This window comes from Thermomonas mangrovi, assembly GCF_028201335.1.
GTDB lineage: Bacteria > Pseudomonadota > Gammaproteobacteria > Xanthomonadales > Xanthomonadaceae > Thermomonas > Thermomonas mangrovi.
In genome coordinates, this window is record NZ_JAPEVV010000001.1 from 668,894 (window position 1) to 692,650 (window position 23,757).

Genomic DNA, 23,757 nt, shown 5'->3' on the forward strand with positions numbered 1-23,757 from the left:
ATCACTGCTTCGCCGCCTCGGCCTTGGCCTTGTCGGCGGCGGCCTTGGCGCGCGCCGCGGTGTCCTGCTGGAACTCGACGATGTGCGGCAACGCGCGCAGCACGCGCGAATGCGGGTCCAAGGTGTAGCTGGCGCCCGCGGGCAGCGCGATGCGCCCGCTTCCGCCGGTCATCGACACGTCCACCACCGTCGCGCCCACGCGCACCTGCACCGGCATCGGGAACGGCTTGCCGCCCTCGGTCTGCCAGCGCAGGGCGAGGCTGTCGCCCTCGCGGCGGGCGACCAGTTCCGGCAACGCGGCGGAGCGCAGGTAGACGTCGAAGAACCAGCCGAGGTCGCGGCCGGCCACGCGGTCGACGATGGCGACGTAGTCCGCGGTGGAGGCATGGCGCGGCTTGAAACCGCCGGGGCGCGGCGCGTCGGTGCCGTACACCAGCTCGCGGATGCTGCGGAAGAAAGCCTCGTCCCCGACCAGCCCGCGCAGCGTATGCAGCATCAGGGCGGCCTTGTAGTAGATGTCGTTGCCGGGGCCGTGCGCCGCGTCGTAGACGGCCTCCTCGGTCATGCTGCGACCGGAGACGATCGGGTACTTGTTGAGCAGCGACGCGCGCATCTTCATCAACGCCGCCATGTACTCCATGTCGCCGCGCAGCCACTGCAGGTACAACGGCTGCATGTAAGTGCCGAAGCCCTCGTGCAGCCACATGTCGTCCCAGTCCACGTTGGTGAGCTGGTTGCCGAACCATTCGTGCGCGAACTCGTGCTGCAGCAGCCAGTCGTAGCCGGCCTCCGACTTCCGGTAGTCGTTGCCGTAGGCATTGATGGTCTGGTGCTCCATGCCCAGGTGCGGGGTCTCGACCACGCCCATCTTCTCGTCGGCGAACGGATACGGGCCGATCACCTCCTCGAAGAAGTCCAGCATCGGGGCGAACTCGGCGAACAGGCCGCGCGCCTTGTCGGCGTTGCCGGCGAGGTGCCAGAAGCGCAGCGGGATGGTGTTGCCATGGCGCGAACGGTAGTCGGCCTGCAGCAGGGCATACGGCCCGACGTCCAGCGCGATCGCGTAGGTGTTCGGTTGCTTCGCCCGCCAGTGGTAGGTGCGCCAGCGCTTGCCGGACGCGTCCGTGTGCTCCTCCATACCCTCGGCGACGCCATTGCCGGGCGCGACCAGTGGGCTCGGGACAGTCACGTGCTGGACCACCTCGCGCGGTTCGCCGCGGGGGTGGTCGATGCAGGGCCACAGCAGGTCGCAGCCCTCGCCCTGCACCGCCGTCGCGATCCACGGTTCCCCGGTCGGCGCGGTGGCCCAGACGAAGCCGCCATCCCAGGGCGCGCGGGTCGCCACGTGCGGGCTGCCGGTATAGCGGATGCGCAGCGTGGCGCCGCCGCCCGCGGGCAGCGGCGCCGGCAGGTCCACGCTCATCCGCCCCTCCGGATTGCGCCAGTGGCCCGCGTCGATGGCCCGGCCATCGATCTCGACCAGGTCGATGCGGTAATTGCGATCGAGGTCCACCACCAGCCGCTGCAGCACGTCGCGCGCGATGAACCTCAGCGTGGCATCGCCTTCCAGCGACTTGCGCGACGGGTCGACGCGGAAGGACAACTCGGCCCGGTCGAACGTCACCGCCGCCTGCTCCGGGGCAAGCGGCAGGCCACTGGCGGCCGTGGTGGGGGTCAGGGCCGGCTGGCCTGCCGTCGCGGCCCCGCTGGCTGCGGCAAGCACGAGGAAAAGCGAATGGCGGAGGAAAGGCATGCCGTGGATCCCGGGTGGGCAGGCGCGCACTGTCGCACGCAGGTCCGTCGGTCGACCCTGTCTTTGGTCACATCAAGACGCCGCCATCGTCGCGTAGCCTCGGCGAACCATCCATGAGGATCCCGCCATGCAAGGGTTCGCGATTGCCGCACTGCTGGGCTTGGCCTGGCTTGGCCCGGCGCCCCCCGCCTCCGCGCAACAGGCCACCGAAGAAGCCGCGGTGCGCAAGCCGCTGGAGGCCTACCTGCAAGGCCACGCCACCGGCGACGCCGGTTACATGCGACAAGCTTTCCTGCCGACCGCGCATGTCGAGGGCATCCGCGACGGCAGGTTCCTGTCGCGGACCGCGGACGAGTACATCGCCGGCTTCAAGGGCTCGCCGGCGCCGGACGAGGCGCAGCGGCGGCGTTCGATCGACCAGGTCGATGTCAACGGCGATGCGGCGATGGCCCGCGTCACCCTTGCCTATCCGAGCGGCAGCTTCACCGACTACTTCGTGCTGCTGAAGGTCGATGGCGAATGGAAGATCGCCAACAAGGTGTGGACCCGCAACCCGGGGCCAGCCTCGCCCTGAAGGCAGCGCCCACGCTGCACGCGAAGCCCGGCGAGGCCGGGCTTCGACGATCGTGGCTTAGCGGCAGCGCCCGTAGCGATCCGGCGAAGCGCCCGGCCCGCCCCGCCAGCCTGGCGGATTCTCCCAGTTGGTCCCGCGGCCGCCGGGACGACCCGGCGGATTGTTGTCGTTGTCCAGCCAGCAACGGCGCGCCTGGTTCCAGAAGCCATGCGCGGGATGCCAATAGCCATAGCCGCGGCTGAAGTAGTAGCCGCCGGCGACGCGGTCGAAGCGATGGCGCTCGCCCTTGTGGCGCCAGTAGCGATAGTCGGGCGACGCACCCGGCCCACCGCGCCAACCCGGCGGGTTTTCCCAGTTGGTACCGGGTCCGCCTGCCCTGCCGGGCGGGTTGTGGTCGCGGTCGTGGCGGACATCGCGGGCCTGGCTGGCGCCTGCGGCACCGATGGCCAGGAGGGTGCCAAGCAGCAAAGCGGTGGTCTTCATCAGCGGGGCTCCTTGCGCGCGGATTGCGCCCTCGCAACAACCCGCGGCTGATCCATGCGTTGACGCCTGGAGGCGCGTGGTTTGGCCACCGGTCAGCCAGCCCTTGCATCCCCGGCGGGAATCTGAATGGCCGCTAGCAGGAATTTCACCTTGCGGTCCCGGCGCGGGAAACCTCAGCATCGATTCATCCCGGCAGCCGCTAACTGCGCCCGTCCGGTGCGAAGGGTTCGCGCCGATTGGAGACAAACGCATGACCCGCCTTCCCGCCACCCGCACCTTGACCACGGCCCTGCTCGGCGGCCTGCTCGCATTGGGCAGCATCGCCCCGGCTTTCGCGCAGCAGCAGGACGAGCAGGATCGCCACGAACGCCGCGATGCGCGCCGGCAGCAGCGCGACGAGGACGGACAACCGAAGCCGCAGGCGCGCAACGAAGGCCCGCGCCAGCAGGAAGCCAGGTCTCGGGCCGACGCGCCCCGCCACGAACACTGGGGCGATGCAGCCCAACAACGCCACGCCCAGCGCCGTGATGCCATGGACTTGCAGGCGCAGGCTCGGCAACGCGAAGGCGCTGCAGCGCGCGATTCGGCCCAACGCGACGCGCAACGGGGGCGGGAATGGCAGTCTCGCGATGCCGCGCCTGAGCGCATCGAGGCACGCCGCGCGCAAGACGCGGAGCAGGCCCGCAGGCGCGACGACATGGGCGCGCGCGTCGAGGAACAGCGCCGTCGCGATGCCGGCGAGCGCCAGGCGCTGGAGCGCCGCGAACGCGAGCAGGCAAGCGCCTCCGAACGCGCGATCCGCGAAGCCCGCGCCCGCGAGGAGGCGCGCGATGCCGTCCGCGACGAGCGTCGTGGCGACTGGCAGGCCGATCGCGGTGATCGCCACGGCGCACGACCGGGCGAACCCGGCCGCGTCGACCGCGACGACCAACGCCGCCGCTACGAGCAGGATCGCCAGCGCGCCCACGACTGGCAGCGCCAGGAGGCCTCGCGTCGCGCCGCCTACGAACAGCGTTCGCGCGAACTCGAGCGCCAGCGCCGCAATGCGCAGTACCGCTACCAGCAGGACTACTACCGCCGCTGGCTGGCGCAACAGGCGCGCTGGAACAACTATCGCAGCGACTACTACAACGATCCGTACTACTACACCCCGGCGAACATCCGCTACGGCTACGGCGGCAGCTGGTACTACACCAATCGCTACGGGGCGAACCTGCTGCAGCAGGCCGTGCGCGACGGATACCAGGAAGGCTTCCGGGCCGGTCGCGCCGACAGCATGGACGGCTGGCGCTTCGACTATCGCGGCAGCTACGCGTGGATCGACGGCAGCTACGGGTACGGCGGCTACTACGTCAACCGCGACACCTACCGCTACTACTTCCGCCAGGGCTTCGAGCGCGGGTATCGCGACGCGTACTACGGCCGCTACCAGTACGGCTACTACGACCGCCGCAGCGACATCGGCGTGATCCTGCCGGCGGTGATCGGCGCGATCCTCGGCTTCAGCCTGCACTGAGTCGATTCGAAGCAGCACCCACGCGACGCCCGGCCCAGTGCCGGGCGTCTTGCGTTGCGGGGTTCAGCGCAGTTGGCTGTCCTTGCTGCCGCGGCGGTTGTAGCCGCAGAAGGCCGCGTCGCGGTCACGCGCTTCCTGGCAAGCCACGCACACCCGCACGCCGGGAATCGCGCGGCGGCGCGCTTCGGGGATCGCCGCCTCGCATTCCTCGCAATGCGACAGGCCGGGGCCGCTCGGCAGCCGGCTGCGCGCACGCTGGATGCCGTCCTTCACGGTGGCATCGATCTGGTCCTGCACGGCGCCATCGCCGGCCCATCCGGTCGCCATCGCGCGTCCTCCGATCAGCGGCCTGCGAGCCTAGCAGGCCCGCGTCGCCACGGCGTCAACCGGTGGCGCGGGCCTTCCACTTCGCCAGCAGTTCGGTTTCGCGCGCACGGTCGATGCCGGCGCGCGGCTTGGCCTGGCGATCCGCGGGCAGCCCATGGAACCAGGCCAGCAGGTCCTCGATGGTGGTGGCCAGCGGCCGGTAGGTCAGGCCTGCGGCCACCGCACGGGCGCTGCTCACCTGCCCGTAGCCGGAGTACGGGCTGCCGGTGCGCGGGACCCAGATCGGCAGGTCCACTTTTTCCTGTTCGAGGAACGCGGGCGTGACATGCACCGGCTGGATCGCCTTGCCGCTGACCGCCTGGCAACCGTAGAGCATCGCGTCCATCAGCAGCGGATAGCCGGGGCCCACCGCATTGAAGGTCCCGGTGGTGCCGGCTTCCGCAAGGCGGATCATCCACTCGCCGAGGTCGCGGCCATCGATCACCTGGATCGGGTCCTGGCCGTCGCCGGGCACCAGCACTTCGCCGCCCTGCTCCACCCGCAACGGCCAGTAGGTGAAGCGGTCGGTCTCGTCGCGCGGGCCGACGATGTAACCCGGGCGCACGATGGTGCTGCGCGCGCCGAAATGCTTGCGCACCTCGGCCTCGCTGAGCGCCTTCAGCGGCCCGTACAGGCCCTCGACGTCGGCCATCAGGCTGGCCTGGGTCTCCGCCATCGCGTCCTTGCCCTTGTACACCGCGAGCGGCGCGTCCTCGGTCATGCCCGGCTTGCTGCCGTCGGCGTACACCGAGATGGTGGAGATGAAGAGGTACTGGCCGACATTGCCCTTCAGCACCTTGGCGGCGTCGCGCACCCAGAACGGCAGCGAGGTCGGGTTGTCGATGCACACGTCCCACTTGCGGCCCTGCAGCGCCTTCAGGTCGCCGGTGTTGCGGTCGCCATGCAGCTGCTCGACATCCCCGGGCCATTCCGGCGAAGGACGCTTGCCGCGGTTGAACAAGGTGACCTTGTGCCCGCGCGCCAGTGCGTAGGCCACCTGGAACGGCCCGGTGAAGCCGGTGCCGCCGAGGATCAGGATATCGAGCGGCTTGGCCGCCTTGGGCACCGTGCCCGCGGTGATCGCCTGGCCCGCCATGGCGGGCAGGGCCGCGCCGGCAGCGGCGAGCGTTCCGAGCTTGAGCAGGTCGCGGCGAGTGGTGCGCATGGCAGTCCCCCCTGGATGTGTGCCCGCAGTCTTGCAGTGCGCCAGCCGCCGTACCTGTGGCGGAAGTCGGGGTCGCGGGGACCCCTGCCATCAGTTGGGTCGAAATTAGACAATTTTTTCTAGACAAGCATTTCTAGACGGCGTAGCGTGCATCGCATCCCTCGAACTTCGACCGCCATGCCCACGCCCAAGCGCCTGCCCAAGCCCACCCCCGCCGAACTCGGCCTGCTGCGCACCCTGTGGGCGCTGGGCCCGTCGACGGTGAAACAGGTGCACGAAGCGCAACAGCGGGAGCGTCCCGACCTCGGCTACGCCAACGTCCTGCGCCTGATGCAGATCATGCATGGCAAGGGCCTGCTCAAGCGCGACGAATCCCAGCGGTCGCATGTCTATGCGGCCGCACAGCCGCAGGGCTCGCTGCAGGGCCGCCTGCTCGACGACCTGATCCACAAGGCCTTCGCCGGTTCGGGCAAGGACCTGGTGCTTGCCGCGCTTCGCGGCGGCCGGGTCAGCGACGCCGAACGCGAGGAGATCCAGCGTTTCCTGGAGGACACCCGCGATGCCTGAATTCGCCCCGGTGGTGGTCGCCGCCCTCGGCACCACCCTCCTGCACTTCCTCTGGCAAGGCACCCTGGTCGGCATCGCCGCCTGGGCCGCGCTGCTGCTGTTGCGCAGCGCCCGCCCGCAGGCGCGCTACCTGGTCGCCTGCCTGGCCCTGCTGGCCTGCGTGCTGCTGCCGGCGTGGACCTTGCTGCAGGCGTTGCCGGACGACGCGGTCGCATCGGCGCTGCCGGTTGCCCCGCTGATCGCGGTGGACGCCGCCATGCCCGCCACCGCGCTGCCGACGCCGCTGGCCGCGATCGCCGGCGAGGATGCCGCCCGACTGCCGAGGCTGGTGCTGGCGTGGGCCGCCGGCGCCGCCGCGCTGGGCCTGCGCATGCTGCTGGGGCTGGCCTGGGTGCAGGCATTGCGGCGGCATGCCCAGCTCGAGGTCGATGCCGGATTGCAGGCACGCCTCGACGCGCTCGCCCGCCGCTTCGGCCTGCGTCGCACGGTCGCGTTGCAGTTGCTCGATGGCGGCGAGAGCCCGTTCGCGATCGGCTGGTGGAAGCCCGCGGTGCTGCTGCCCGCGGCGATCGCCGCGCGCATGCCGTTGCCGCTGCTGGAGGCCCTGCTCGCGCACGAACTCGCGCACATCCGTCGCCACGATTACCTGGTCAACCTGCTGCAGGGCGTGGTCGAAGCCCTGTTGTTCTACCACCCCGTGGTCTGGTGGCTCTCGCACCGGATCCGCATCGAACGCGAGCACGTCGCCGACCGACTCGCCGCCGACGTCCTCGACGACCCGCGCCGGATCGCGCTGGCGCTCGCCACGCTCGACCGCCTGGCGGCGGCATCGCCCGCCGCGCCCACCCCCGCCCTCGCGCAAGCCGCCCATGGAGGCCAGCTCATGCACCGCATCCAGCAACTGATCCGCCCCGAACACCGCCTGGTCGGCGGCACCTTCGCCCTGCCGCTGGTCGGCATCGTCGCCATGGGCATCGCGTTCCAGGCCTATGCGCAACTCGGGCCCGAACTTCGGGTGACGACCACGGACGCGGTGGTGGCACCGCCCGCGCCCCCTGCGCCACCAGCCGCCGTCGATGCCCCATCCACGCCCGCGCCGCCGATCGCGCCGGCGGCCACGGATGCCCCCGCGCCGCCCGCCCCGCCGGCTCCCCCGTCTCCCGCCGTCGTGCCGCCTCCGCCGCCGCCCACCCCGCCGCCCGCGCATCGCGGCAAGGGCGATGGCAACGGCTACGCGCTGGTCCGCGCAGGCCAGCAGGGGTTCGCGATGAGCGGCTCCAGCGACGACATCGCCACCGTGCGCCGACTGCGCCAGGACATCGATGGCGACTTCCTGTGGGTGCGCCGCGACGGCCAGGGCTACGTGGTCCGCGATGCCGGCGTACTCGCCAAGGTGCGCGCGGCCTGGCAGCCGGTCGATGCGCTGGACGCGCGCATGCAGGCCCTGCAGCAGCGCATGGAGCCGCACCAGCGCGAACTCGACGCCCTGCAGTCGCGCATGGACCGGATCGCGGCGCCCACGGATTCGCCGGAGATGCGCGCCGCCGAGGCGGCGATGCAGGACCTGGCGAACCGCCAGGAATCGCTGGCGGCGAAGCAGTCGCGGCTTGCCGCGCGCATGGCGCGCAGCGACGACGCCGGCCGTGATGCCCTGCACCGCGAGATGGACGCGCTGTCGCGCGAAATGGACACGCTTGCCCGGCAGATGGACGGACACGCCGCCGTGATGGAACGGCAGTCCGAGGCGATGCAGCACGAAGCGGCGCGGATGGACGCGGTGGGACGGGAGATGGAAGCCGCCGCGCGACCGATGCAGGCAATCGGCCGCGACATGGAGGCGCTTGGCGGGCAGATCGAACGCGAGGCCGGCATCGCCGAGAAGCAGGTCCACGCCTTGATCGACGACGCGATGCGCCGCGGCCTGGCCACGCCGGTGCCGGCGCTGCGCTGAGGACGCGTCAGGGCGCGTCCGCGGCGCGCTCCTGCAATCGGGCCTCGAGGGCGACGCGCATCGCCTCGAACACTGAGTCCCAGTCGCCGCGCTGCGGTTGCCGGAACAGGCGGGTGGCCGGGTACCAGTCGGTATCCGGCCGGTCCAGTTGCCAGCGCCATTCCGGCACCTGCTTGAGGGCCAGCCAGGTCTCGCGGCCCATCGCCCCGGCGAGGTGCGCGATGGCGGTATCGGAAGACACCACAAGGTCGAGCCCGGCGATCATCGCCGCGCTGTCGATGAAGGCATCAGCACGCGCATCGAATCCCTCCCCCGGGTCCATGACGTGCATGTCGCCGGGCAACCCGGCCAACTGCGATAGCGCCGGACCACGCTGCAGGCTGACCAGTTGCACGCCGGGAATGCGCGCCAGCGGCGCGAACGCGGCCAGCGGGATCGATCGACCGGCATCGATGCGGCGGTCGGGACGGCCCTGCCAGGCGATGCCGATCCTGAACCTGCCCGGATCCAGGCGCAGGCGCCAGCGCGCGGCCAATCCGGCATCGGCATGCAGGTAGGGCACCGCCGCCGGGGTGGTCCACGGTGCGTCCCGCAACAGCGCTTGCAGCCGCCACAACGGACTGCGCAGGTCGACGCCCTCGACCGTTTCGCCATTGGCGATGTAACGGACCGGATAGCCGCTGGACTGCAGCAGTCGGAACAGGCGTGGATCGCCCTGGAAGGCGACATCGGCGCCCTGCGCCAGCAGCGCGGGCACGAAGCGCCAGTACTGGAAGACATCGCCGAATCCGTTCGGCTCGTCGAGGAGGATGGACTTCCCGGCCAGCGATTCGCCCTGCCACAGCGCGATCGCAGCTGGCTGCGGGCGGCCGGCGAGGCTTGCCTCGTAATCGGCCCAACCGCCGGCATCGCCCAGCAGCAGGCGCAACTGGGCGCGGCGCTTGGAGGCCTCCGGATGCCGCGGGTCGATCGCGAGCGCGGCGTCGTAAGCCGCATGCGCCTCGCTGAACCGCCCGAGCTCGTGCAGGCTCAGCCCACGATTGGAATGCGCCTCTGCGTAGTCGGGCCGGATCGCCAGTGCCTCGTCGAACTGCGCCATCGCCTTGCCGTGGCGGCCAACGCCCTGGAAGGCGTCGCCGGCATTGTTCCAGGCTTCCGCGAAGCGCGGGTCGAGTTCCAGGGCGCGCTGGTAATCGTCGACCGCGCGTTCGTGCTCGCCAAGGTCGTTCCACGCGATCCCGCGCGCATTCCAGGCGAGCGCGGAAGCGGGATCCAGGGTCACCGCACGATCGGCCTCCTCCATCGCCTCGGCGAACCGCCCGAGCATCCGCAGCGCGAGTGCACGCCGCATGTGGGCCAGGGCGAAACCGGGCCGGGCGGCAATCGCGCGCGCATGCGCCTCGACGGCGGCTTCCGGGCGCCCGAGCGCCGCCAGCGCCAGGCCCTGGTTGTCATGCGCCTCGGCGAGCCCCGGGTCGGCATCGCCCGCTGCGCCGTAGCAGCGTGCCGCGTCCTCGAGGTCGCCGAGGGCATAGCACGCGTTGCCGCGCACCATCCATGCCGCGGCGTCCGCCGGCCAGCGCGCGAGCAGCCAGTCGCAGGCTTCCACCGCGTGTGCGAAACGCCCACCCTGCAGCAGGGACTCGGCCAGCCGCAATGCGCTGGATTGCCGGTCCTGGTCAGCCTGCAACGCCTCTTGGTAGGCCTCAGCGGCACGATGCGGCTGCGCCATCGCCATCCAGGCATCGCCACGCGCATGCAGCGCATCCGCCATGCCGGGAGCGAGTTGCAGCGTGCGATCGAAGCTCGCCAGCGCATCCTTCGCGCGACCGAGCGCGAGCGAGGCCTTGCCATGGAAGAAGTGCGCCGCGGGCCGGCCGGCATCGGCGAGGACCGCGCGTTCGGTGGCATCGCGGGCCAAGGCGGCATCGCCGCGTTCGAAGGCGAGCACGCCCAGCAACTCCAGGGCTTCGGCATTGCCGGGTTCCAATGCAAGGCATTGCTGGCAGGCTTGCTCGGCGAGGCGCGGCTGTCCGCTGCGCAGGTGGAACAGGGCCAGGGGCAGGCCGCTGAGGGTATCGGTCATGGGCGGGCCGCCGGGCGCGTCGCCGGGCGGCATCAGGCAGTCGTTGGATCGTGCATCTTAACCCGCGGTCCTCCCCGCGCCGGTCAGGGCAAGGACGACCAGTCCTGCGGGTCGAGGGTATCGCGGTAGGCATGCCACGTCGCGTACGCCAGCCAGGGCATCGCCACCGCAAGCCCGAGGAACGCGGTCGCGAAGCCGAGCACGGTGATCGCGACCAGCAGGCCGCCCCACAGCACCATCACCGGCTTGTTGCGCAGCACCGCGTTCACGCTGGACACGCAAGCGGTGACCATGTCGACGTCGCGGTCGGCGACCATCGGCAACGAGAAGGCGGAGATCGCGAAGGTCACGGTGGCGAACACCGCGCCGACGCCGCTGCCGATCAGCAGGTACTCGAGCAAGGCGGCGGTATCGCCCTGGTGTACCGGCCACAGCGCGCTGAGCATCATGCCCGCGCGCGACCACAGCAGGATCACCAAGCCCTGCGCCAGCGCGTACACCCCCGCCTGACCCGCGACCCTGCGCGCAAGCATGAACGAGCAGCGCAGGCTGGGCGATTCGCCATGCTCAAGGCTGCGACTCACGCAGTAGAGTCCCACCGCGAGCATCGGTGCGACGAACACGAAGCCCGACAGCAGCGTCGCCAGCAAGGCGAAGCGTCCCAGCCACCACGCCAGCGCGCTCACTGCCATGCTGACGAGCACGATCACCGCGCCGAACAGCAGGCTCAGCCCTGGCGCCCGGCGGAAATCGTTCCAGCCGAGGCGCAACCAGCGCAACGGCGCATCGAAGCCCAGCTTGCGGCACGGGACTGCGAAGGGCCGCGGTGCGGGTTCCGGCGCGATCTCGGGCGTGGTCGGGGTCATGCGGAGACGCTAGCAGAGCATCGCCTGCCCCGCATGCTGCGTCACGGCGAACGCACGATCCTCCCGTGCAGGCCAGGCAACAGGACGGTTGCGGCGGAGCCGTACCAGCTGTGGTACTCGGCGACCATCTCGCCCTGGATGATCACGGGATCGGTGGCGACCAGCGCCTTGGCTTCCTCGATGTCGGCCACGGCGAACACGAACAGCCCGCGCCAATCCACGTCCTTGTCGCCGAACGGCCCCGCCAGCACCAGCTTGCCTGCCTTGGACAGGCGCTCCATGTTGGCGAAGTGCCCGGCGAACATCGCCTTGCGCGCTTCGCCGTCCGGCACCCGGGTCGGCCCGGTGCGCAGGATCACCAGCACGTACTGGCGCATGCCGTTCTCGTCGCCGCCCGCCTGCGCGGCGAGCGCGGGGTCGTAGGCGCCCGGTTTCGCCTGGGGATCGGCCGCCCGCCCCTCGCCGCATGCGAGGGCCGCCAGCAACAACAGGACATGACGAACTTGCATCTGCGTTCCCCGGCCGGTTCCCGCGGCGAGTCTAGCGCGCATCCAGCCTGTCGAGGATCGCCGGGCCTCGCGGATCACGGGTCCGCGCGGTTGCCCCCGGCCCGCCATGCATCGCGCATCGCGCGGAACACCGGATCCCACGCCCCCGCCTCGCCTTGCCGGAACAGGCGCATGCCGGGATACCAGGGGGAGTCGCCGCGGCCCAGCATCCAGCGCCATTCGGGCACCTGCTTGAGTGCGAGCCAGACCGGCCGTCCCAACGCACCGGCGAGGTGCGCGACCGCGGTATCCGAGGTCACCACCAGGTCGAGGGCCATCATCATCGCCGCGGTGTCGAGGAATGCGTCCGCGCCGGCATCGAAGGCGGGCCCCGGATCGCGAACCTGCATGGCGGGCGGCAGGTGCGCCAGTTGCTCGATGCCCTCGTTGCGCTGCAGGCTGACCAGTTCGACCCCGGGCAGGCTGGCCAGCGGTGCGAAGGCAGCCAGCGGGATCGACCGTCCGGCATCGATCTTGCGCCCGGGCCGACCCTGCCAGGCGATGCCGATCCGGCGGCCCTCGCCGAGCCATCGCCGCCAATGGGCGACGCGATCCGGTTCCGCATGCAGGTACGGCACGGGCGCGGGAATCGCCTGGACCGTGGGCGACAACAGGCGCGGCAAGCCCCATAGGTCGATCTGCGCATCGAACACTCGGGGATCGACCCGCTCCTGCACGATGAACGCGATGCGCGGATCGCAACTCGCCAGCAGGCGGAACAGCCGCGGCGCACCGGTGAACGTCACCCTCGCCCCGCGGTCGATCAGGCCCGGCAGGTAGCGCAGGAACTGGATGGCGTCGCCGATCCCGCTCGGCTCGTGCACGAGCAGCGACAGGCCCTGCGGATCGCCGCCGTGCCAGCGCGGCAGGCCCTGGAACGGTGTGTGCGGCGCAAGGCGGGCGGACGCCTCGAAGTCCGCCCAGCCCCGGCCGAAGTCGCCTTGCAGCAAGTGCAGGGTGGCCCGCCGCTTCCAGCTTTCCGGATTGCCGGGGCGCAGCGCGATGGCATCGTCGTAGGCCGCGCGCGCGGCCTCGAAGTCGCCCAGGTCCTGCAGGACCATGCCCAGGTTGCTGGTCGCCTCGGCATGCCCGGGCGCCAGCGCCAGCGCATGGTCCAGCGCCGCGCGTGCGTCGTGCAGGCGACCCAGGTCATACAGCGCGTTGCCGCGGTTGCACCATGCATCGGCACTTGCGGGTTCCAACGCGATCGCACGGTCGTAGTCCGCCAGCGCCTCCGCGTAGCGCAGGCCCTCGTGGTGGATCGTGCCGCGCAGGTTGTAGCCCTCGGCGGACTCAGGGCGCAATGCGATGGCCTGCAAGGCGTCGGCCATCGCAGCAGGCAGGTCGCCCGCGTCGCGCAGCATGTTCGCGCGCTGCCGCCAGGCTTCAACGAAGCCGGGCGCTTGCCGGATCGCCGCGCTGAAGGCCTCGATCGCCTGCCGTGGCTGGCTGCTGGCGGCATGCGCCAGACCGAGGCCGTGCAGTGCCTCGGCATGCCCCGGCAGCACCGCCAATGCCTGCCTGTAGGCCGCGAGCGCCTCGCCGTGTCGATCCGCCGCGAGCAGCGCGGCACCACGGTTCGCCAGTGCGGCGGGATGGCGCGGATCGAGCGCGAGCACGCCTTCGAAATCGGCCAGCGCCCCCGCGTGGTCGCCCAGGGCCAACCGCGACCGGCCGCGGTTGTTGCGTGCTTCCACGAACCGAGGTTCCGCCGCAAGCACCTGGTCGAACGCCGAAATCGCATCCGCATGCGCCGCGCAGGCCGCCAACGCATTGCCGAGGTTGTAGCGCGCCTGCAGCATCGCGGGTTGCGACGCCAGCGCGCGCCGGTACGCCATTGCAGCTTCAGCATGCCGCCCGCCCGCGGCAAGCGCATTGCCGAGGTTGTACGCCGCGACCGGGTTGGCGGGCTCCAACGCCAACGCCTGTTGCAACTCGCTTGCCGCTTCGTCCGGGCGCTGCTGCTCCAGCAGGGCGATCCCGAGCACCTGGCGCAGTCCTGCGCCATCCACGCCGGCGGCGCGCAACTGCCGGCAGGTCGCTTCGGCGCCCGCGGGATTCCCGCTCCGGAGGGATGCCAGCGCGTGCCGCAGCTCCGCCTCGGCCTCAACCGCCACGCAAGGCCCCGGCGCTGCCCGCAAGCGCGATGTCCGGCAACGGAGTCCGCGTCATGCCAGGAAACTCGCATAGTCCTGCAGCGGCAGGCGCGCGATGTCGGGCACGCGGCAGCCTGCCGCGGGATGGCCCGCGACCAGCAGGAGGTAGGGCACCTCGTTGCGTGGACGCTCGAGGAGCGTGTTGAGGAAGGCCATCGGGCTCGGCGTGTGGGTCAGGGTGGCCAGCCCGGCCTGGTGCAGCGCCGCAACCAGCATGCCGCAGGCGATCCCGGTGGACTCGTGCGGGTAGTAGCGCTTCTGCTTGCTGCCGTCCGCCGCGATGCCGGTCCGCTCGTAGAACACCGCGATCAGCCACGGCGCGGTCTCGAGGAAGGGCTTGTCGGCATCCGTGCCCAGCGGGGCAAGGGCCTGCAGCCACTCCTCGGGCGCACGCCGCGCGTAGAACGTGCGTTCCTCCTCCTCCGCGGCGAGCCGGATCCGTCGCTTCAGCGCCGGGTCGGCGATGGCGACGAAGCGCCAGGGCTGCTGGTTGGCGCCGCTCGGGGCGCTGCCGGCGGCCATCAGGCAGGCCTCGATCACCGCGCGCGGCACCGGGGTCGGGGCGAAATCGCGCACCGTGCGCCGGCGTCGCAACGCCTCGGCGAATACCTGCGCGCGCGCCAACCGCTCGGCATCGGTCAGCACCGGCAGCGGCGGCAGCGGGACGGTGGCATGCGTCGGCATCGCAGCGAGGACCTTGGGCGGGGCATTCGATGCTGCCATGCGTTCGCAGCGGATGCATCCATCGGCCGGCGATCGCACGTACCATCAAGTTGAGCCCCGACAGGAACCCGCCATGCGCCGCTTCGCCACCGCCACCCTGCTCGCCCTTGCCGTGCTGTCCCCCGCCGCGCTGGCCGCGCTCAAGCCCGGGGCCGCGGCGCCGATGTTCTCGGCGCCGGCCTACCTCGCCGGCAAGCCCTTCACCTACGACCTCAAGGCCGCGCTGAAGCAGGGGCCGGTGGTGGTGTATTTCTTCCCCGCCGCGTTCACCTCCGGCTGCAACGTGGAAGCCGCGGCGTTCTCGCAGGCGGTCGACAAGTTCAAGGCGGCGGGCGCCACCGTGATCGGGGTGACCGCCGGCAATACCGACCGCCTGGCCGAATTCTCGAAGGACACCGAGAAGTGCGCCGGCAAGTTCCCGGTCGCCGCCGACGAGGGCGCGCGGATCGCCAGGCAGTACGACGCGACCCTGACCCTGAAGCCAGGCTGGTCGAGCCGCACGTCCTACGTCATCGCCCCAGACGGCACCGTACGCTTCGTGCACGACGACATGAACCCGAACCAGCACGTCAAGCAGACGCTCGATGCCGTGCTGGCGATGAAGCCGGCCGCCCGCAAATGATCAGGCGGGGTTGCCGCGCCTCGCCCGCCACGCCGCCAGCAGCGCCCACGCGGCGGAGATTGCCAGCACGGGGATGAACAACAGGAGGTCGACCCGGATATTCGCTTCCGGCGTGCGCCATTGGACCAACGCTTCCCAGCCCGCGTAGGCACCCCAGCAGGCGGCGGCGAACAAGGCTGGCCTCCTTCGTATTCGACGCCACAGGGCGAACAGGCACAACGCCACCACGGCGGCGACACCGGCGAGCAGGCTGAAGAGCGTCATGTTGTGCACTCCCGTTTCACACGTTGGCGATGGCAGGGATCACCGGCCATCGCCACGGCAGTGCCCGTCATCGACGGCAGGTGTTGATCCCGACCAGCTTGTACAGCGGGCAGAAGTTGAACAGCCCGGTGGCCAGCGGCACGACCCCGATCCAGGCCCACACCGGCCCGCCCATCAACGCCCAGGCGATCAGCGCCAGCCCGACCACGATCCGCAACCACTTGTCCGCACCACCCACGTTCGCTTGCATGACGCGCCCTCCTCGGTTGTGAACACCCGCTGGAGTATGCGCCGGCACGCGGTCGAGCGCTTGACCCCGATCAACGCCCCCCCGCATCCGGAACCGCAACGAAAACGGGGCGGCCAGGCCGCCCCGTCGTGCCAGCGGTTGCCGGCGGTCACCAGATGCGCACGCGCTGTTCGGGTGCCACGTACATGGCATCGCCGGGCTTGACGCCCCAGGCCTGGTACCAGGCATCGAAGTTGCGTAGGGGACCGTTCGCCCGGTACATCGCCGGCGAATGCGGATCGGTCTTGAGCATCGTCAGCAGCGACTCGTCGCGGTACTTCGCCTTCCACACCTGCGCCCACGACAGGAAGAAGCGCTGGTCGCCGGTCAGCCCGTCGATCACCGGCGCCGGCTTGCCCTTCAGGCTGAGCTGGTAGGCGGTGTAGGCCATCGACACGCCGCCGAGGTCGCCGATGTTCTCGCCCATCGTCAGCGCGCCGTTGACGCACTGGCCGGGCAGCGGGCAATAGGCGTCGTACTGCGCGCCAAGCGCCTTGGTACGCTGCTCGAAGCGGGCGCGGTCCTCGGCGGTCCACCAGTTGCGCTGGATGCCGCGGGCATCGGACTTGCTGCCCTGGTCGTCGAAGCCGTGGCCCATCTCGTGGCCGATCACCGCACCGATCGCGCCGTAGTTCACCGCCGGGTCGGCATTGAGGTCGAAGAACGGCGGCTGCAGGATCGCCGCGGGGAACACGATCTCGTTGAAGGTGGCGTTGTAGTACGCGTTGACCGTCTGCGGGGTCATCCCCCACTCCTCGCGGTCGGTCTTCTGCCCGATGCGGCGGTTCTGGTCGGCGCGGTTGTACGCGCGCACCGCGACCACGTTGCCGAACAGGTCGCCGGGAGAGACCGCAACGCTGCCGTAGTCGCGCCACTTCGAGGGATAGCCGATCTTCGGGCGGAACGAGGCCAGCTTGCGGTAGGCCTCGGCCTTGGTGTCGGCGCCCATCCAGTCCAGCTGCTCGATGTTCTGGCGCAATGCCGCGCGCAGGTTCTCGACCAGCTGGTCCATCGCCGCCTTGGCCTCGGGGGTGAAGTAGCGCGCGACGTACAGCTCGCCCAGCGCATCGCCCACGCCGCCGCGGCCGCCGACCAGCTGCACCGCGCGCTTCCAGTCGTCGCGCTGCGCCTTCTGCCCGCCCAGCACCTTGCCGTTGAACGCGAACGAGGCATCGTCGATCTCCCGGCTCAGGAAGCCGGCATTGCCGTCGATCGCATGGTAGGCGAGGTAATCGCGCCAGGTCGCCAGCGGGGTGGCGTTGATCACGTCGATGACCGGCTGCACCGCATCCGGGGTGGCGATGTTGAGCCGCTCCGGCACCGGCATGCCCTGCCCGCGCAACTGCGCGTCCCAGTCGTAGCCCGGATAGCGCGCCTTGAGCTCGGCGAAGCTCACCACGTTGTAGGTCTTGTCGCGGTCGCGCAGCTTCACGCGGTCCCACTGCGGCTTGGCCAGCGCGGTCTCCAGCGCGAGGATCGCCTCCGCGCGGGCCTTGGCATCGGTACCGCTCACGCCGGCGAAGCCCAGCATGCGCTGGATGTGGGCCAGGTAGGCCTCGCGGATCTTGGCGAAGCGCGCATCCTGGTTCAGGTAGTAGTCGCGGTCGGGCAGGCCCAGCCCCCCCAGCCCCAGGCTCACCAGGTACTGGTCGGGATCCTTGCGATCGGTGCTGACGCCGAGCCCGAGCGGCGCGTCGCTGCCGTCGATGCCGCTGTTGGCGAACGCCGCGACCAGCGCGGGCTTGCCGTCGATCGCGGCGAAGCGGGCCAGCATCGGCTTCAACGGGGCGATGCCGGCGGCGTCGCGCGCCGCGCGATCCATGTAGCTGGCATAGAAGTCGCGCACCTTCTGGCCGTTGCTGCCGGGCTTGAGGTCCTGGCGTCCCTGCAGCCCCTCGATCAGGCCGTGGACCTGCTCCTCCGCGCGGTCGCGGAGCGCCGCGAACGAACCGAAGCTGACCTGGTCGTCGCGCAGTTCGTAGGTGTCCAGCCAGTGGCCGCTGGCGTGGCGATTGAAATCGTCGCCCGGCTTCACCGCCAGGTCGCGGGCCGAGAGGTCGACGCCGAAGGCGCCGAGCTGCGGCTTGCCGGACGGACCCGCGGCCGGCGCCTGCAGCGCGAACAGCCCGAGGGCGCCCAACAGTGCCAGTCCCAACAACGAACGCTTCATCGGTGAACCCCCATGCGGTGAAGCGGCCAGCATAGCGGCACGACGCCACCCGCCCCCGTGCCGTTGGTCTCGGTCCGGCAAGCGGGCACGCTGCCTATACTCGCGCCGACGCCACCATCGAAGGGGATCCGCCATGCGCCGCACCACCGCTTGCCTGTTGCTCGCCACTGCCCTCGCCTGCCCGCCACTGGCGGCGCAGGAGCCCGGGAAGGCCTCGTCGGAGCAGCTGGCCGCAATGCAGGCCTACCAGCGCGCCGCCACCCCGGGCCCGGCGCATGCGGGGCTGGCGATGACGGTGGGCGACTACACCGTCTCGATCAAGAGCTGGTCCACGCCCGGCGCCGAACCGACCGTCGACACCGGCACCGCGACCCGGCGCATGTTGCTGGATGGCCGGGTGGTCGCCGAGGAATTGCGCGCCAGCATGGGCGGCCAGGCCTTCAACGGATTCGGGCTGACCGGCTTCGACAACGTCAGCGGCAAGTACTGGTCGACCTGGAACGACAGCATGGGCACCGGCCTCACGGTCGCCGAGGGCGCGTGCGATGCCGCCGCGCGTTGCACGATGCAGGCGCACTGGAACGACCCGGTCACGCGGCAGCGCACCGAGGCGCGGCTGGCGATCCGCTGGGAGAGTCCGTCGGTCGAAGTGTTCGAGATGTACGCCGCGGGGCCGGACGGCAAGGAGATGAAGATGATGGAGATGACCTACACGCGGAAGTGAGCGGCCGCGGCTAGGCCGCCTCCGTGGATTGCGCGATGGCGCGCGCCACGGCCTCCACCAGTTCCTTGGGCAAGAAGGGCTTGGGCAGGCGCTCGACGCCCGGCACGTCCTCGCCCAGGTCGTCCGCGTATCCGGTGACCAGCATGCAAGGCAGCGCCGGCCACTCGCGCCGTACCTGCCGCAACAGGTCCATCCCCGGCATGCCCGGCATCGCGTGGTCGCTCAACAACAGGTCCGGCAACCTGCCATCGCGCAGGGCGGCCAATGCCGACGCGGCATCGACGGCCTCGTGCACCTCGTAGCCGGCGCGCCGCAAGGTGCCCGCCGCGCTGGCCCGCACCAGCGGGTCGTCATCGACCAGCAGGATCCTCGCGGCCGGGGCCCGTGCCGGGCCCGATGCCGCGTCGGCCTCGGTCGCGCCTGCCGGCGTGGACGCCGACGCGCTCAGCGGGAGCCAGAGGCTTGCCGTGGTGCCGGACCCGCTGGCGCTGCGCAGCTGGAAGTCGCCCCCGGACTGCATGGCCAGCCCCTGCACCGACGACAGGCCGAGCCCGGTGCCGCGCCCCGGCTCCTTGGTGGTGAAGAAGGGTTCCGCGGCGCGACGCAGCGTGTCCCCGTCCATGCCGGCGCCGTCGTCGACCACATCGATGCGCAGGAAGCGGCCCTCGCCCATGCACGTGCGCGGCGGGTCGCGGTCCTCGCCAGCGCGGATGGCGATGCTGCCGTGGCCGGGGATCGCGTCGCGCGCGTTCACCACGAGGTTGAGCAGGGCGAGCACCAGTTGGTCGGGATCGACCCGGACGTCCGGCAGCCCCGGCTCGACCTCGGTCGACAGCAGCAGGCCCGGCCGCAATGAGCGCTGGGCGAGCTCGACCACGTTGTCGATCAGCGCGTCGATGCCGACGTCGCGCGGCGCCAGGTGTTGCCGCCGCGAGAACGCCAGCAGGCGCTGCACTAGGGTGCGCGCGCGGTCGGCCGCCTGCAGCCCGACCGCGATGACCTCCTGCGCGTCGGCATCGCGGTCCAGGGCGAAGCGCGCGAAGTCCAGCGCCCCCATCACCGGGGTCAGCAGGTTGTTGAAGTCGTGCGCGACGCCACCGGTCAACTGGCCCAGGGTCTCGACCTTCTGCGCCTGGCGCAGGGTTTCCTCGGCCTCGGCGAGGCGCGCCTGTTCGCGGATGCGCGCGGCGATCGCCGCGGACACGCGTTCCTCCAGCTCGTCGTTCATGCGCTGCAGCTGGCGTTCGCTCTCGCGCAGCGCGGCCTCGATCTTCATCTGGCGCGTGGTCTCGGTGCACACCACCAGCACGCCGCCCACTCCGTTCGGCGCCGATTCGTCGTCGATCGGCCCATAGCTGTAGGTCCAGTACACCTCGTCGAGGCGGCCATGGCGGTAGCTCGGGACGAGGTGGTTTTCGTGCCAGGTCGCGCCCTCGCCGCGCATCACCAGCGCGATCTGCGGGCCGATGATGTCCCACAGCTCCCCGAAGCTCGCCTGCCCCGGGGCACCAAGGATCGAGGGATGCTTCTCCGGGCCGAGCGACGGCCGGTAGCCGTCGTTGTAGAAGCACAGGTGCTCGCTGCCCCAGAACACGAACATCGGGTGGCGCGTGGTGAGCGCCAGGCGCAACACGGTCCGCAGGCTCTGCGGCCATCCGTCGGGTGGGCCCAGCGAGGTCGCGGCCCAGTCGTGGCGGCGGATCCGCCCGGCCATCTCGCCGTCGGCGCCAAGGAATGCAAGCGGATCCACTCTGGTCTCCTGTCGTGGATCCGGATGCCTCGGCAGTTGCAGAGGCCATGCGAAGCCCGGTGCACGACACCGCACGAGAAGTCGACGCGGCGTGAAGGCAGCGGCGGACGCCGCATCCGCGCTAGGCTGGCACCCCGCCCCGCACGCAGCCGCCATGCGCCCCGAGCCAGCGTCCTACCGCATCGCCCGCATGTCCCGCGACGACCTGGCGCGCACGCTGGACTGGGCCGCGGCCGAGGGCTGGAACCCCGGACGCCACGACCTCGACGCCTTCCACGCCGCCGATCCGGGCGGCTACTTCATGGGCTGGCGCGGCACGCAACCGGTCGCGGCGATCTCGGCGGTGCGCTACGGCGATGGCTTCGGCTTCGTGGGCCTGTACATCGTGGTGCCGGAATGCCGCGGGCAGGGCCTGGGCTGGGCGCTGTGGCAACACGCGATGGCAAGCCTGGGCGGCCGCGTCGCCGGGCTGGACGGCGTGGTCGAGCAGCAAGCCAACTACCGCAAGTCGGGCTTCGTGCTGGCCCATCGCAACGTGCGCCATGCCGGGCGCGCGCAACCGCTGGCCCAGCCGGTCGCCTGCGTCGACCTGCGCACGCTCGACTTCGACCGCGTGCAGGCGTTCGACGCGCTGCACGCGCCGGCGCCGCGCACTGCCTTCCTGCGCGCCTGGCTGGCGCAACCCGACAGCCATTCGCTGGGGATCGTCGAGGACGGCGAGCTGGTCGCCAGCGGCACCATCCGCGCCTGCCGCGAGGGCCACAAGATCGGCCCGCTGCATGCGGATTCCGAGGCCGCGGCGGATGCGCTGTTCCGCGCGCTCTGCGCCCGCGTCCCGGCTGGCGACGCGGTGTACCTCGACCTGCCGGAACCCAACGCCGCGGCACGTGCCCTCGCCGCGCGCCACGACCTGCAACCGGTGTTCGAAACCGCGCGCATGTATGCCGGCGGCGCGCTCGCGCTGCCGCTGCAGCACATCTACGGGATCACCAGCTTCGAGCTGGGTTGAGGCCGGTTCAACGCACCGCGGTGACCACGATCTCGACCTTCCACGCCGGGTTGGCCAACCGCGCCTCCACCGTGGCCCGCGCGGGCGCCTGCCCCGCGACCACCCAGGCATCCCAGGCGCGGTTCATCCCGGCGAAATCGGCGACATCGGCCAGGTAGACCTGCGCCCGCAGGATCCGGGTCTTGTCGCTGCCGGCCTGCGCGAGCAGCGCGTCGATCGCCGCCAGCACCTCGCGCGTCTGGGTCTCGATGTCGGCGCCGGGGGTTTCCGGCACCTGTCCGGCCAAGCACACGAGCTCGCCGTGGATGCAGGCCTCGGACATGCGCGGGCCGGCGTCGATGCGTTCGATCATGGGCGTTCTCCGATGGTGGTGCGCCATCGTCGCAGCTGGATCCGCGATCGCGCTACTCCAACCCGTCCTCGACGCCGAGCAGGTCGTCCGGATCATGGCGGTAGTCGAGTAACTCGCCCGGGGTGCATTGCAGCACCGCGCACATCTTCGCCAGGGTGCGGAACCGGATGCCGCGCACCTTGCCGCTGCGGAACAGGGACATCTGCGTCTCGCTGATGCCGACACGCGCGGCGAGTTCGCGCGCGGTCATGCCCCGGCGGGCCAGCATGGCGTCGAGCGTCACCCGGATCGGCATCAGGGGATCTCGTCCAGCTCGGCCTGCAATGCGCGGGCCTGGTCGACCAACCGCGCCAGCAGCACCAGCGCCGCGCCGACCACCCGCAGCACGATGCCGGACAGGTCGAAGTACAGGTAACCGCCTTGCCCCCCCGCGATCCAGCGCGAGAGGTTGGTCACCGCGAACACGTTGAGCAACGCGCCGGCGAGCACGCCGATGCCGATCTGGCGCATCGCCCGCGCCACCGTGGGATGGAACAGCCGACCCGCCGCCAGGTCGCCCAGCGCGCGCTGCACCGCCCACAACGCCCACAGGTAGCCGAGGCCGGGCAGGAAGCGCACCACCGACAGCAAGGCGCGCGTGCTCCACCCCTCCGGCATGTCGGTTGCCATCCGCCAGGGCAGCCCGACCATGCCCATGGCGAGGAGCAGGAACAGGCCGACGAACACCACGAGGGCACAGGCGCGCAGCAGCCGGCACTGGCTCCGGAAGCGATCGGTCATCGGCACGGGAAGCCCCTGTCGTAGGTCATGGGATTTTAATCTTGACTTAAATTTTTCCTGTGCTTTAACTTTATCCCAGACTTAAATTCCGGGGAAGCCCCGCATGCATGCCGCCATCGAAACCCGAGGCCTCACCCGCCGCTTCGGCGTGCGAACCGCCGTCGACGCCGTCTCCATGACCGTGCCGGAACAGGGCATCTACGGGTTCCTGGGGCGCAACGGCGCCGGCAAGACCACCACCATCAAGCTGCTGCTCGGCCTGCTGCAGGCCGACGCCGGGGAGGCACGAATCGCCGGCATCGATGTCGCCGCGGATCGCATCGGCGCAGCCCGCAAGGTCGGCGCCCTGCTGGAAGCGCAGGGCTTCTACGCCCAGCTGAGTGGCCGCGAGAACCTCGACCTCACCCGTCGCCTGCTGGGCCTGCCCGCAACGGAGATCGACCGCGTGCTGGAAGTGGCGGAAATGACCGCGCATGCAAGCCGCCGCGTGGCCGACTATTCGCTGGGCATGCGCCAGCGGCTCGGCCTGGCCCGCGCCATGCTTGGCGCGCCACCGGTACTGATCCTCGATGAACCCACCAACGGACTGGATCCCGAGGGCATCGCCGACATGCGCGCGTTCCTGCGCGAATTGCCGGCGCGCACCGGCGCCACCGTGCTGCTGTCCAGCCACCTGCTCGGCGAGATCGAACAGACCGCCACCCACATCGGCATCCTCAGCCATGGCCGGCTGGTGCTGGAAGGCGCGCTGGCCGAACTCAAGGCCGGGCTGGCGACCGAAGTCGCGATCGAGACCGACACGCCCCGGCGCGCCGCCGCGCTCGCCCGCGAGCATGGATTCCAGGTCGCGCATGACGGCGACCTGCTGCTGGCCCGCTTCGGTGCCGGCGAGGACATGCGCAGTGGCACGGCCGCCCTCAATCGGGTGCTGTGCGTGGCCGGCGGGATCCGCATCCATGCGCTGGTCCCGCGCCAACCGACGCTGGAGACCCTTTACCGCAACGCCGCCCAGGTCGCCGCACCCGCGGCACTGGCCTGATCCA

24 protein-coding genes are annotated in these 23,757 nt (G+C 70.9%); 8 read left to right on the forward strand and 16 right to left on the reverse strand.

The genetic code is table 11. The features are described 5' to 3' along the window. Position 1 precedes the first annotated feature (1 nt). Positions 2–1,753 carry a M1 family metallopeptidase gene (locus ON759_RS03270; RefSeq protein WP_271678909.1) on the reverse strand — a complete coding sequence of 584 codons (1,752 nt, stop codon included), beginning with the start codon at positions 1,751–1,753 and terminating at the stop codon, positions 2–4. A 127-nt stretch (positions 1,754–1,880) separates the two neighbouring features. On the opposite strand from ON759_RS03270, the gene ON759_RS03275 reads away from it, so the two are divergent. Then, the gene (locus tag ON759_RS03275; RefSeq protein ID WP_271678910.1) at positions 1,881–2,327 is read left to right on the forward strand and encodes a nuclear transport factor 2 family protein; all 447 of its coding nucleotides are present in this window, start codon (positions 1,881–1,883) and stop codon (positions 2,325–2,327) included. A gap of 57 nt (positions 2,328–2,384) precedes the next feature. Here ON759_RS03275 and ON759_RS03280 read toward each other — a convergent pair whose 3' ends face one another. Next, positions 2,385–2,810: a hypothetical protein gene (locus tag ON759_RS03280; protein WP_271678911.1), complete on the reverse strand. Its 426-nt coding sequence runs from the start codon at positions 2,808–2,810 to the stop codon at positions 2,385–2,387. A 250-nt stretch (positions 2,811–3,060) separates the two neighbouring features. Here ON759_RS03280 and ON759_RS03285 point away from each other — a divergent pair, with 250 nt between their 5' ends. After that, positions 3,061–4,326, forward strand: coding sequence for a hypothetical protein (locus tag ON759_RS03285; RefSeq protein ID WP_271678912.1), 1,266 nt, complete (start codon positions 3,061–3,063; stop codon positions 4,324–4,326). Positions 4,327–4,389: 63 nt separating this feature from the next. Here the strand turns inward: ON759_RS03285 and ON759_RS03290 are convergent, their stop codons facing one another. Then, the gene (locus ON759_RS03290; protein ID WP_271678913.1) at positions 4,390–4,653 is read right to left on the reverse strand and encodes a DksA/TraR family C4-type zinc finger protein; all 264 of its coding nucleotides are present in this window, start codon (positions 4,651–4,653) and stop codon (positions 4,390–4,392) included. A gap of 55 nt (positions 4,654–4,708) precedes the next feature. Next, complete coding sequence (locus ON759_RS03295) at positions 4,709–5,857, reverse strand: SDR family oxidoreductase (protein ID WP_271678914.1); 1,149 nt, start codon at positions 5,855–5,857, stop codon at positions 4,709–4,711. A gap of 177 nt (positions 5,858–6,034) precedes the next feature. Here ON759_RS03295 and ON759_RS03300 point away from each other — a divergent pair, with 177 nt between their 5' ends. Both ON759_RS03300 and ON759_RS03305 read left to right on the forward strand, forming a co-directional pair. Beyond that, a complete protein-coding gene (locus tag ON759_RS03300; RefSeq protein WP_271678915.1) occupies positions 6,035–6,424 on the forward strand; it encodes a BlaI/MecI/CopY family transcriptional regulator in 390 nt (129 codons plus the stop codon). Next, positions 6,417–8,375, forward strand: a complete 1,959-nt coding sequence (locus tag ON759_RS03305; protein WP_271678916.1) for a M56 family metallopeptidase — start codon at positions 6,417–6,419, stop codon at positions 8,373–8,375. Before ON759_RS03300 ends, ON759_RS03305 begins: the two co-directional genes overlap by 8 nt. 7 nt (positions 8,376–8,382) lie before the next feature. Here the strand turns inward: ON759_RS03305 and ON759_RS03310 are convergent, their stop codons facing one another. The 5 genes from ON759_RS03310 to ON759_RS03330 all read right to left on the reverse strand — a co-directional run bounded on the left by ON759_RS03310 (position 8,383) and on the right by ON759_RS03330 (position 14,715). Continuing rightward, positions 8,383–10,461, reverse strand: coding sequence for a tetratricopeptide repeat protein (locus ON759_RS03310; protein ID WP_271678917.1), 2,079 nt, complete (start codon positions 10,459–10,461; stop codon positions 8,383–8,385). Positions 10,462–10,544: 83 nt separating this feature from the next. Beyond that, complete coding sequence (locus tag ON759_RS03315; protein ID WP_271678918.1) at positions 10,545–11,327, reverse strand: DUF2189 domain-containing protein; 783 nt, start codon at positions 11,325–11,327, stop codon at positions 10,545–10,547. Positions 11,328–11,368: 41 nt separating this feature from the next. After that, positions 11,369–11,836, reverse strand: a complete 468-nt coding sequence (locus ON759_RS03320) for a YciI family protein (protein WP_271678919.1) — start codon at positions 11,834–11,836, stop codon at positions 11,369–11,371. A gap of 74 nt (positions 11,837–11,910) precedes the next feature. Then, the gene (locus ON759_RS03325; RefSeq protein ID WP_271678920.1) at positions 11,911–13,992 is read right to left on the reverse strand and encodes a tetratricopeptide repeat protein; all 2,082 of its coding nucleotides are present in this window, start codon (positions 13,990–13,992) and stop codon (positions 11,911–11,913) included. Positions 13,993–14,043: 51 nt separating this feature from the next. Beyond that, positions 14,044–14,715 (reverse strand): nitroreductase family protein, encoded by a 672-nt coding sequence (locus ON759_RS03330; RefSeq protein ID WP_271678921.1) that lies wholly within the window; start codon positions 14,713–14,715, stop codon positions 14,044–14,046. A gap of 112 nt (positions 14,716–14,827) precedes the next feature. Here ON759_RS03330 and ON759_RS03335 point away from each other — a divergent pair, with 112 nt between their 5' ends. Continuing rightward, the gene (locus tag ON759_RS03335; RefSeq protein WP_271678922.1) at positions 14,828–15,376 is read left to right on the forward strand and encodes a peroxiredoxin; all 549 of its coding nucleotides are present in this window, start codon (positions 14,828–14,830) and stop codon (positions 15,374–15,376) included. Here the strand turns inward: ON759_RS03335 and ON759_RS03340 are convergent, their stop codons facing one another. The 3 genes from ON759_RS03340 to ON759_RS03350 all read right to left on the reverse strand — a co-directional run bounded on the left by ON759_RS03340 (position 15,377) and on the right by ON759_RS03350 (position 18,099). Then, positions 15,377–15,640, reverse strand: coding sequence for a hypothetical protein (locus ON759_RS03340; protein WP_271678923.1), 264 nt, complete (start codon positions 15,638–15,640; stop codon positions 15,377–15,379). It abuts the gene before it with no gap. A gap of 67 nt (positions 15,641–15,707) precedes the next feature. Continuing rightward, positions 15,708–15,890, reverse strand: a complete 183-nt coding sequence (locus ON759_RS03345) for a YgaP family membrane protein (protein WP_271678924.1) — start codon at positions 15,888–15,890, stop codon at positions 15,708–15,710. A 148-nt stretch (positions 15,891–16,038) separates the two neighbouring features. Next, a complete protein-coding gene (locus tag ON759_RS03350) occupies positions 16,039–18,099 on the reverse strand; it encodes a M13 family metallopeptidase (RefSeq protein ID WP_271678925.1) in 2,061 nt (686 codons plus the stop codon). 133 nt (positions 18,100–18,232) lie between these two features. Here ON759_RS03350 and ON759_RS03355 point away from each other — a divergent pair, with 133 nt between their 5' ends. Beyond that, positions 18,233–18,823, forward strand: a complete 591-nt coding sequence (locus tag ON759_RS03355) for a DUF1579 domain-containing protein (RefSeq protein WP_271678926.1) — start codon at positions 18,233–18,235, stop codon at positions 18,821–18,823. Between the two features lie 10 nt (positions 18,824–18,833). Here the strand turns inward: ON759_RS03355 and ON759_RS03360 are convergent, their stop codons facing one another. Beyond that, positions 18,834–20,573 (reverse strand): ATP-binding protein, encoded by a 1,740-nt coding sequence (locus tag ON759_RS03360; protein WP_271678927.1) that lies wholly within the window; start codon positions 20,571–20,573, stop codon positions 18,834–18,836. Positions 20,574–20,727: 154 nt separating this feature from the next. Here ON759_RS03360 and ON759_RS03365 point away from each other — a divergent pair, with 154 nt between their 5' ends. After that, complete coding sequence (locus tag ON759_RS03365) at positions 20,728–21,582, forward strand: GNAT family N-acetyltransferase (RefSeq protein ID WP_271678928.1); 855 nt, start codon at positions 20,728–20,730, stop codon at positions 21,580–21,582. 7 nt (positions 21,583–21,589) lie between these two features. Here the strand turns inward: ON759_RS03365 and ON759_RS03370 are convergent, their stop codons facing one another. From ON759_RS03370 to ON759_RS03380, 3 genes are read right to left on the reverse strand one after another with little or no spacing between them, the layout of a single operon-like run. After that, positions 21,590–21,934 (reverse strand): RidA family protein, encoded by a 345-nt coding sequence (locus ON759_RS03370; RefSeq protein WP_271678929.1) that lies wholly within the window; start codon positions 21,932–21,934, stop codon positions 21,590–21,592. A 52-nt stretch (positions 21,935–21,986) separates the two neighbouring features. Further along, a complete protein-coding gene (locus tag ON759_RS03375) occupies positions 21,987–22,229 on the reverse strand; it encodes a helix-turn-helix domain-containing protein (protein WP_271678930.1) in 243 nt (80 codons plus the stop codon). Beyond that, positions 22,229–22,714, reverse strand: a complete 486-nt coding sequence (locus ON759_RS03380) for a DUF2975 domain-containing protein (protein ID WP_271679022.1) — start codon at positions 22,712–22,714, stop codon at positions 22,229–22,231. Before ON759_RS03380 ends, ON759_RS03375 begins: the two co-directional genes overlap by 1 nt. A gap of 103 nt (positions 22,715–22,817) precedes the next feature. Between ON759_RS03380 and ON759_RS03385 the strand changes: the two genes are divergently transcribed. After that, positions 22,818–23,753: an ABC transporter ATP-binding protein gene (locus ON759_RS03385; protein ID WP_271678931.1), complete on the forward strand. Its 936-nt coding sequence runs from the start codon at positions 22,818–22,820 to the stop codon at positions 23,751–23,753. Positions 23,754–23,757 lie beyond the last annotated feature (4 nt).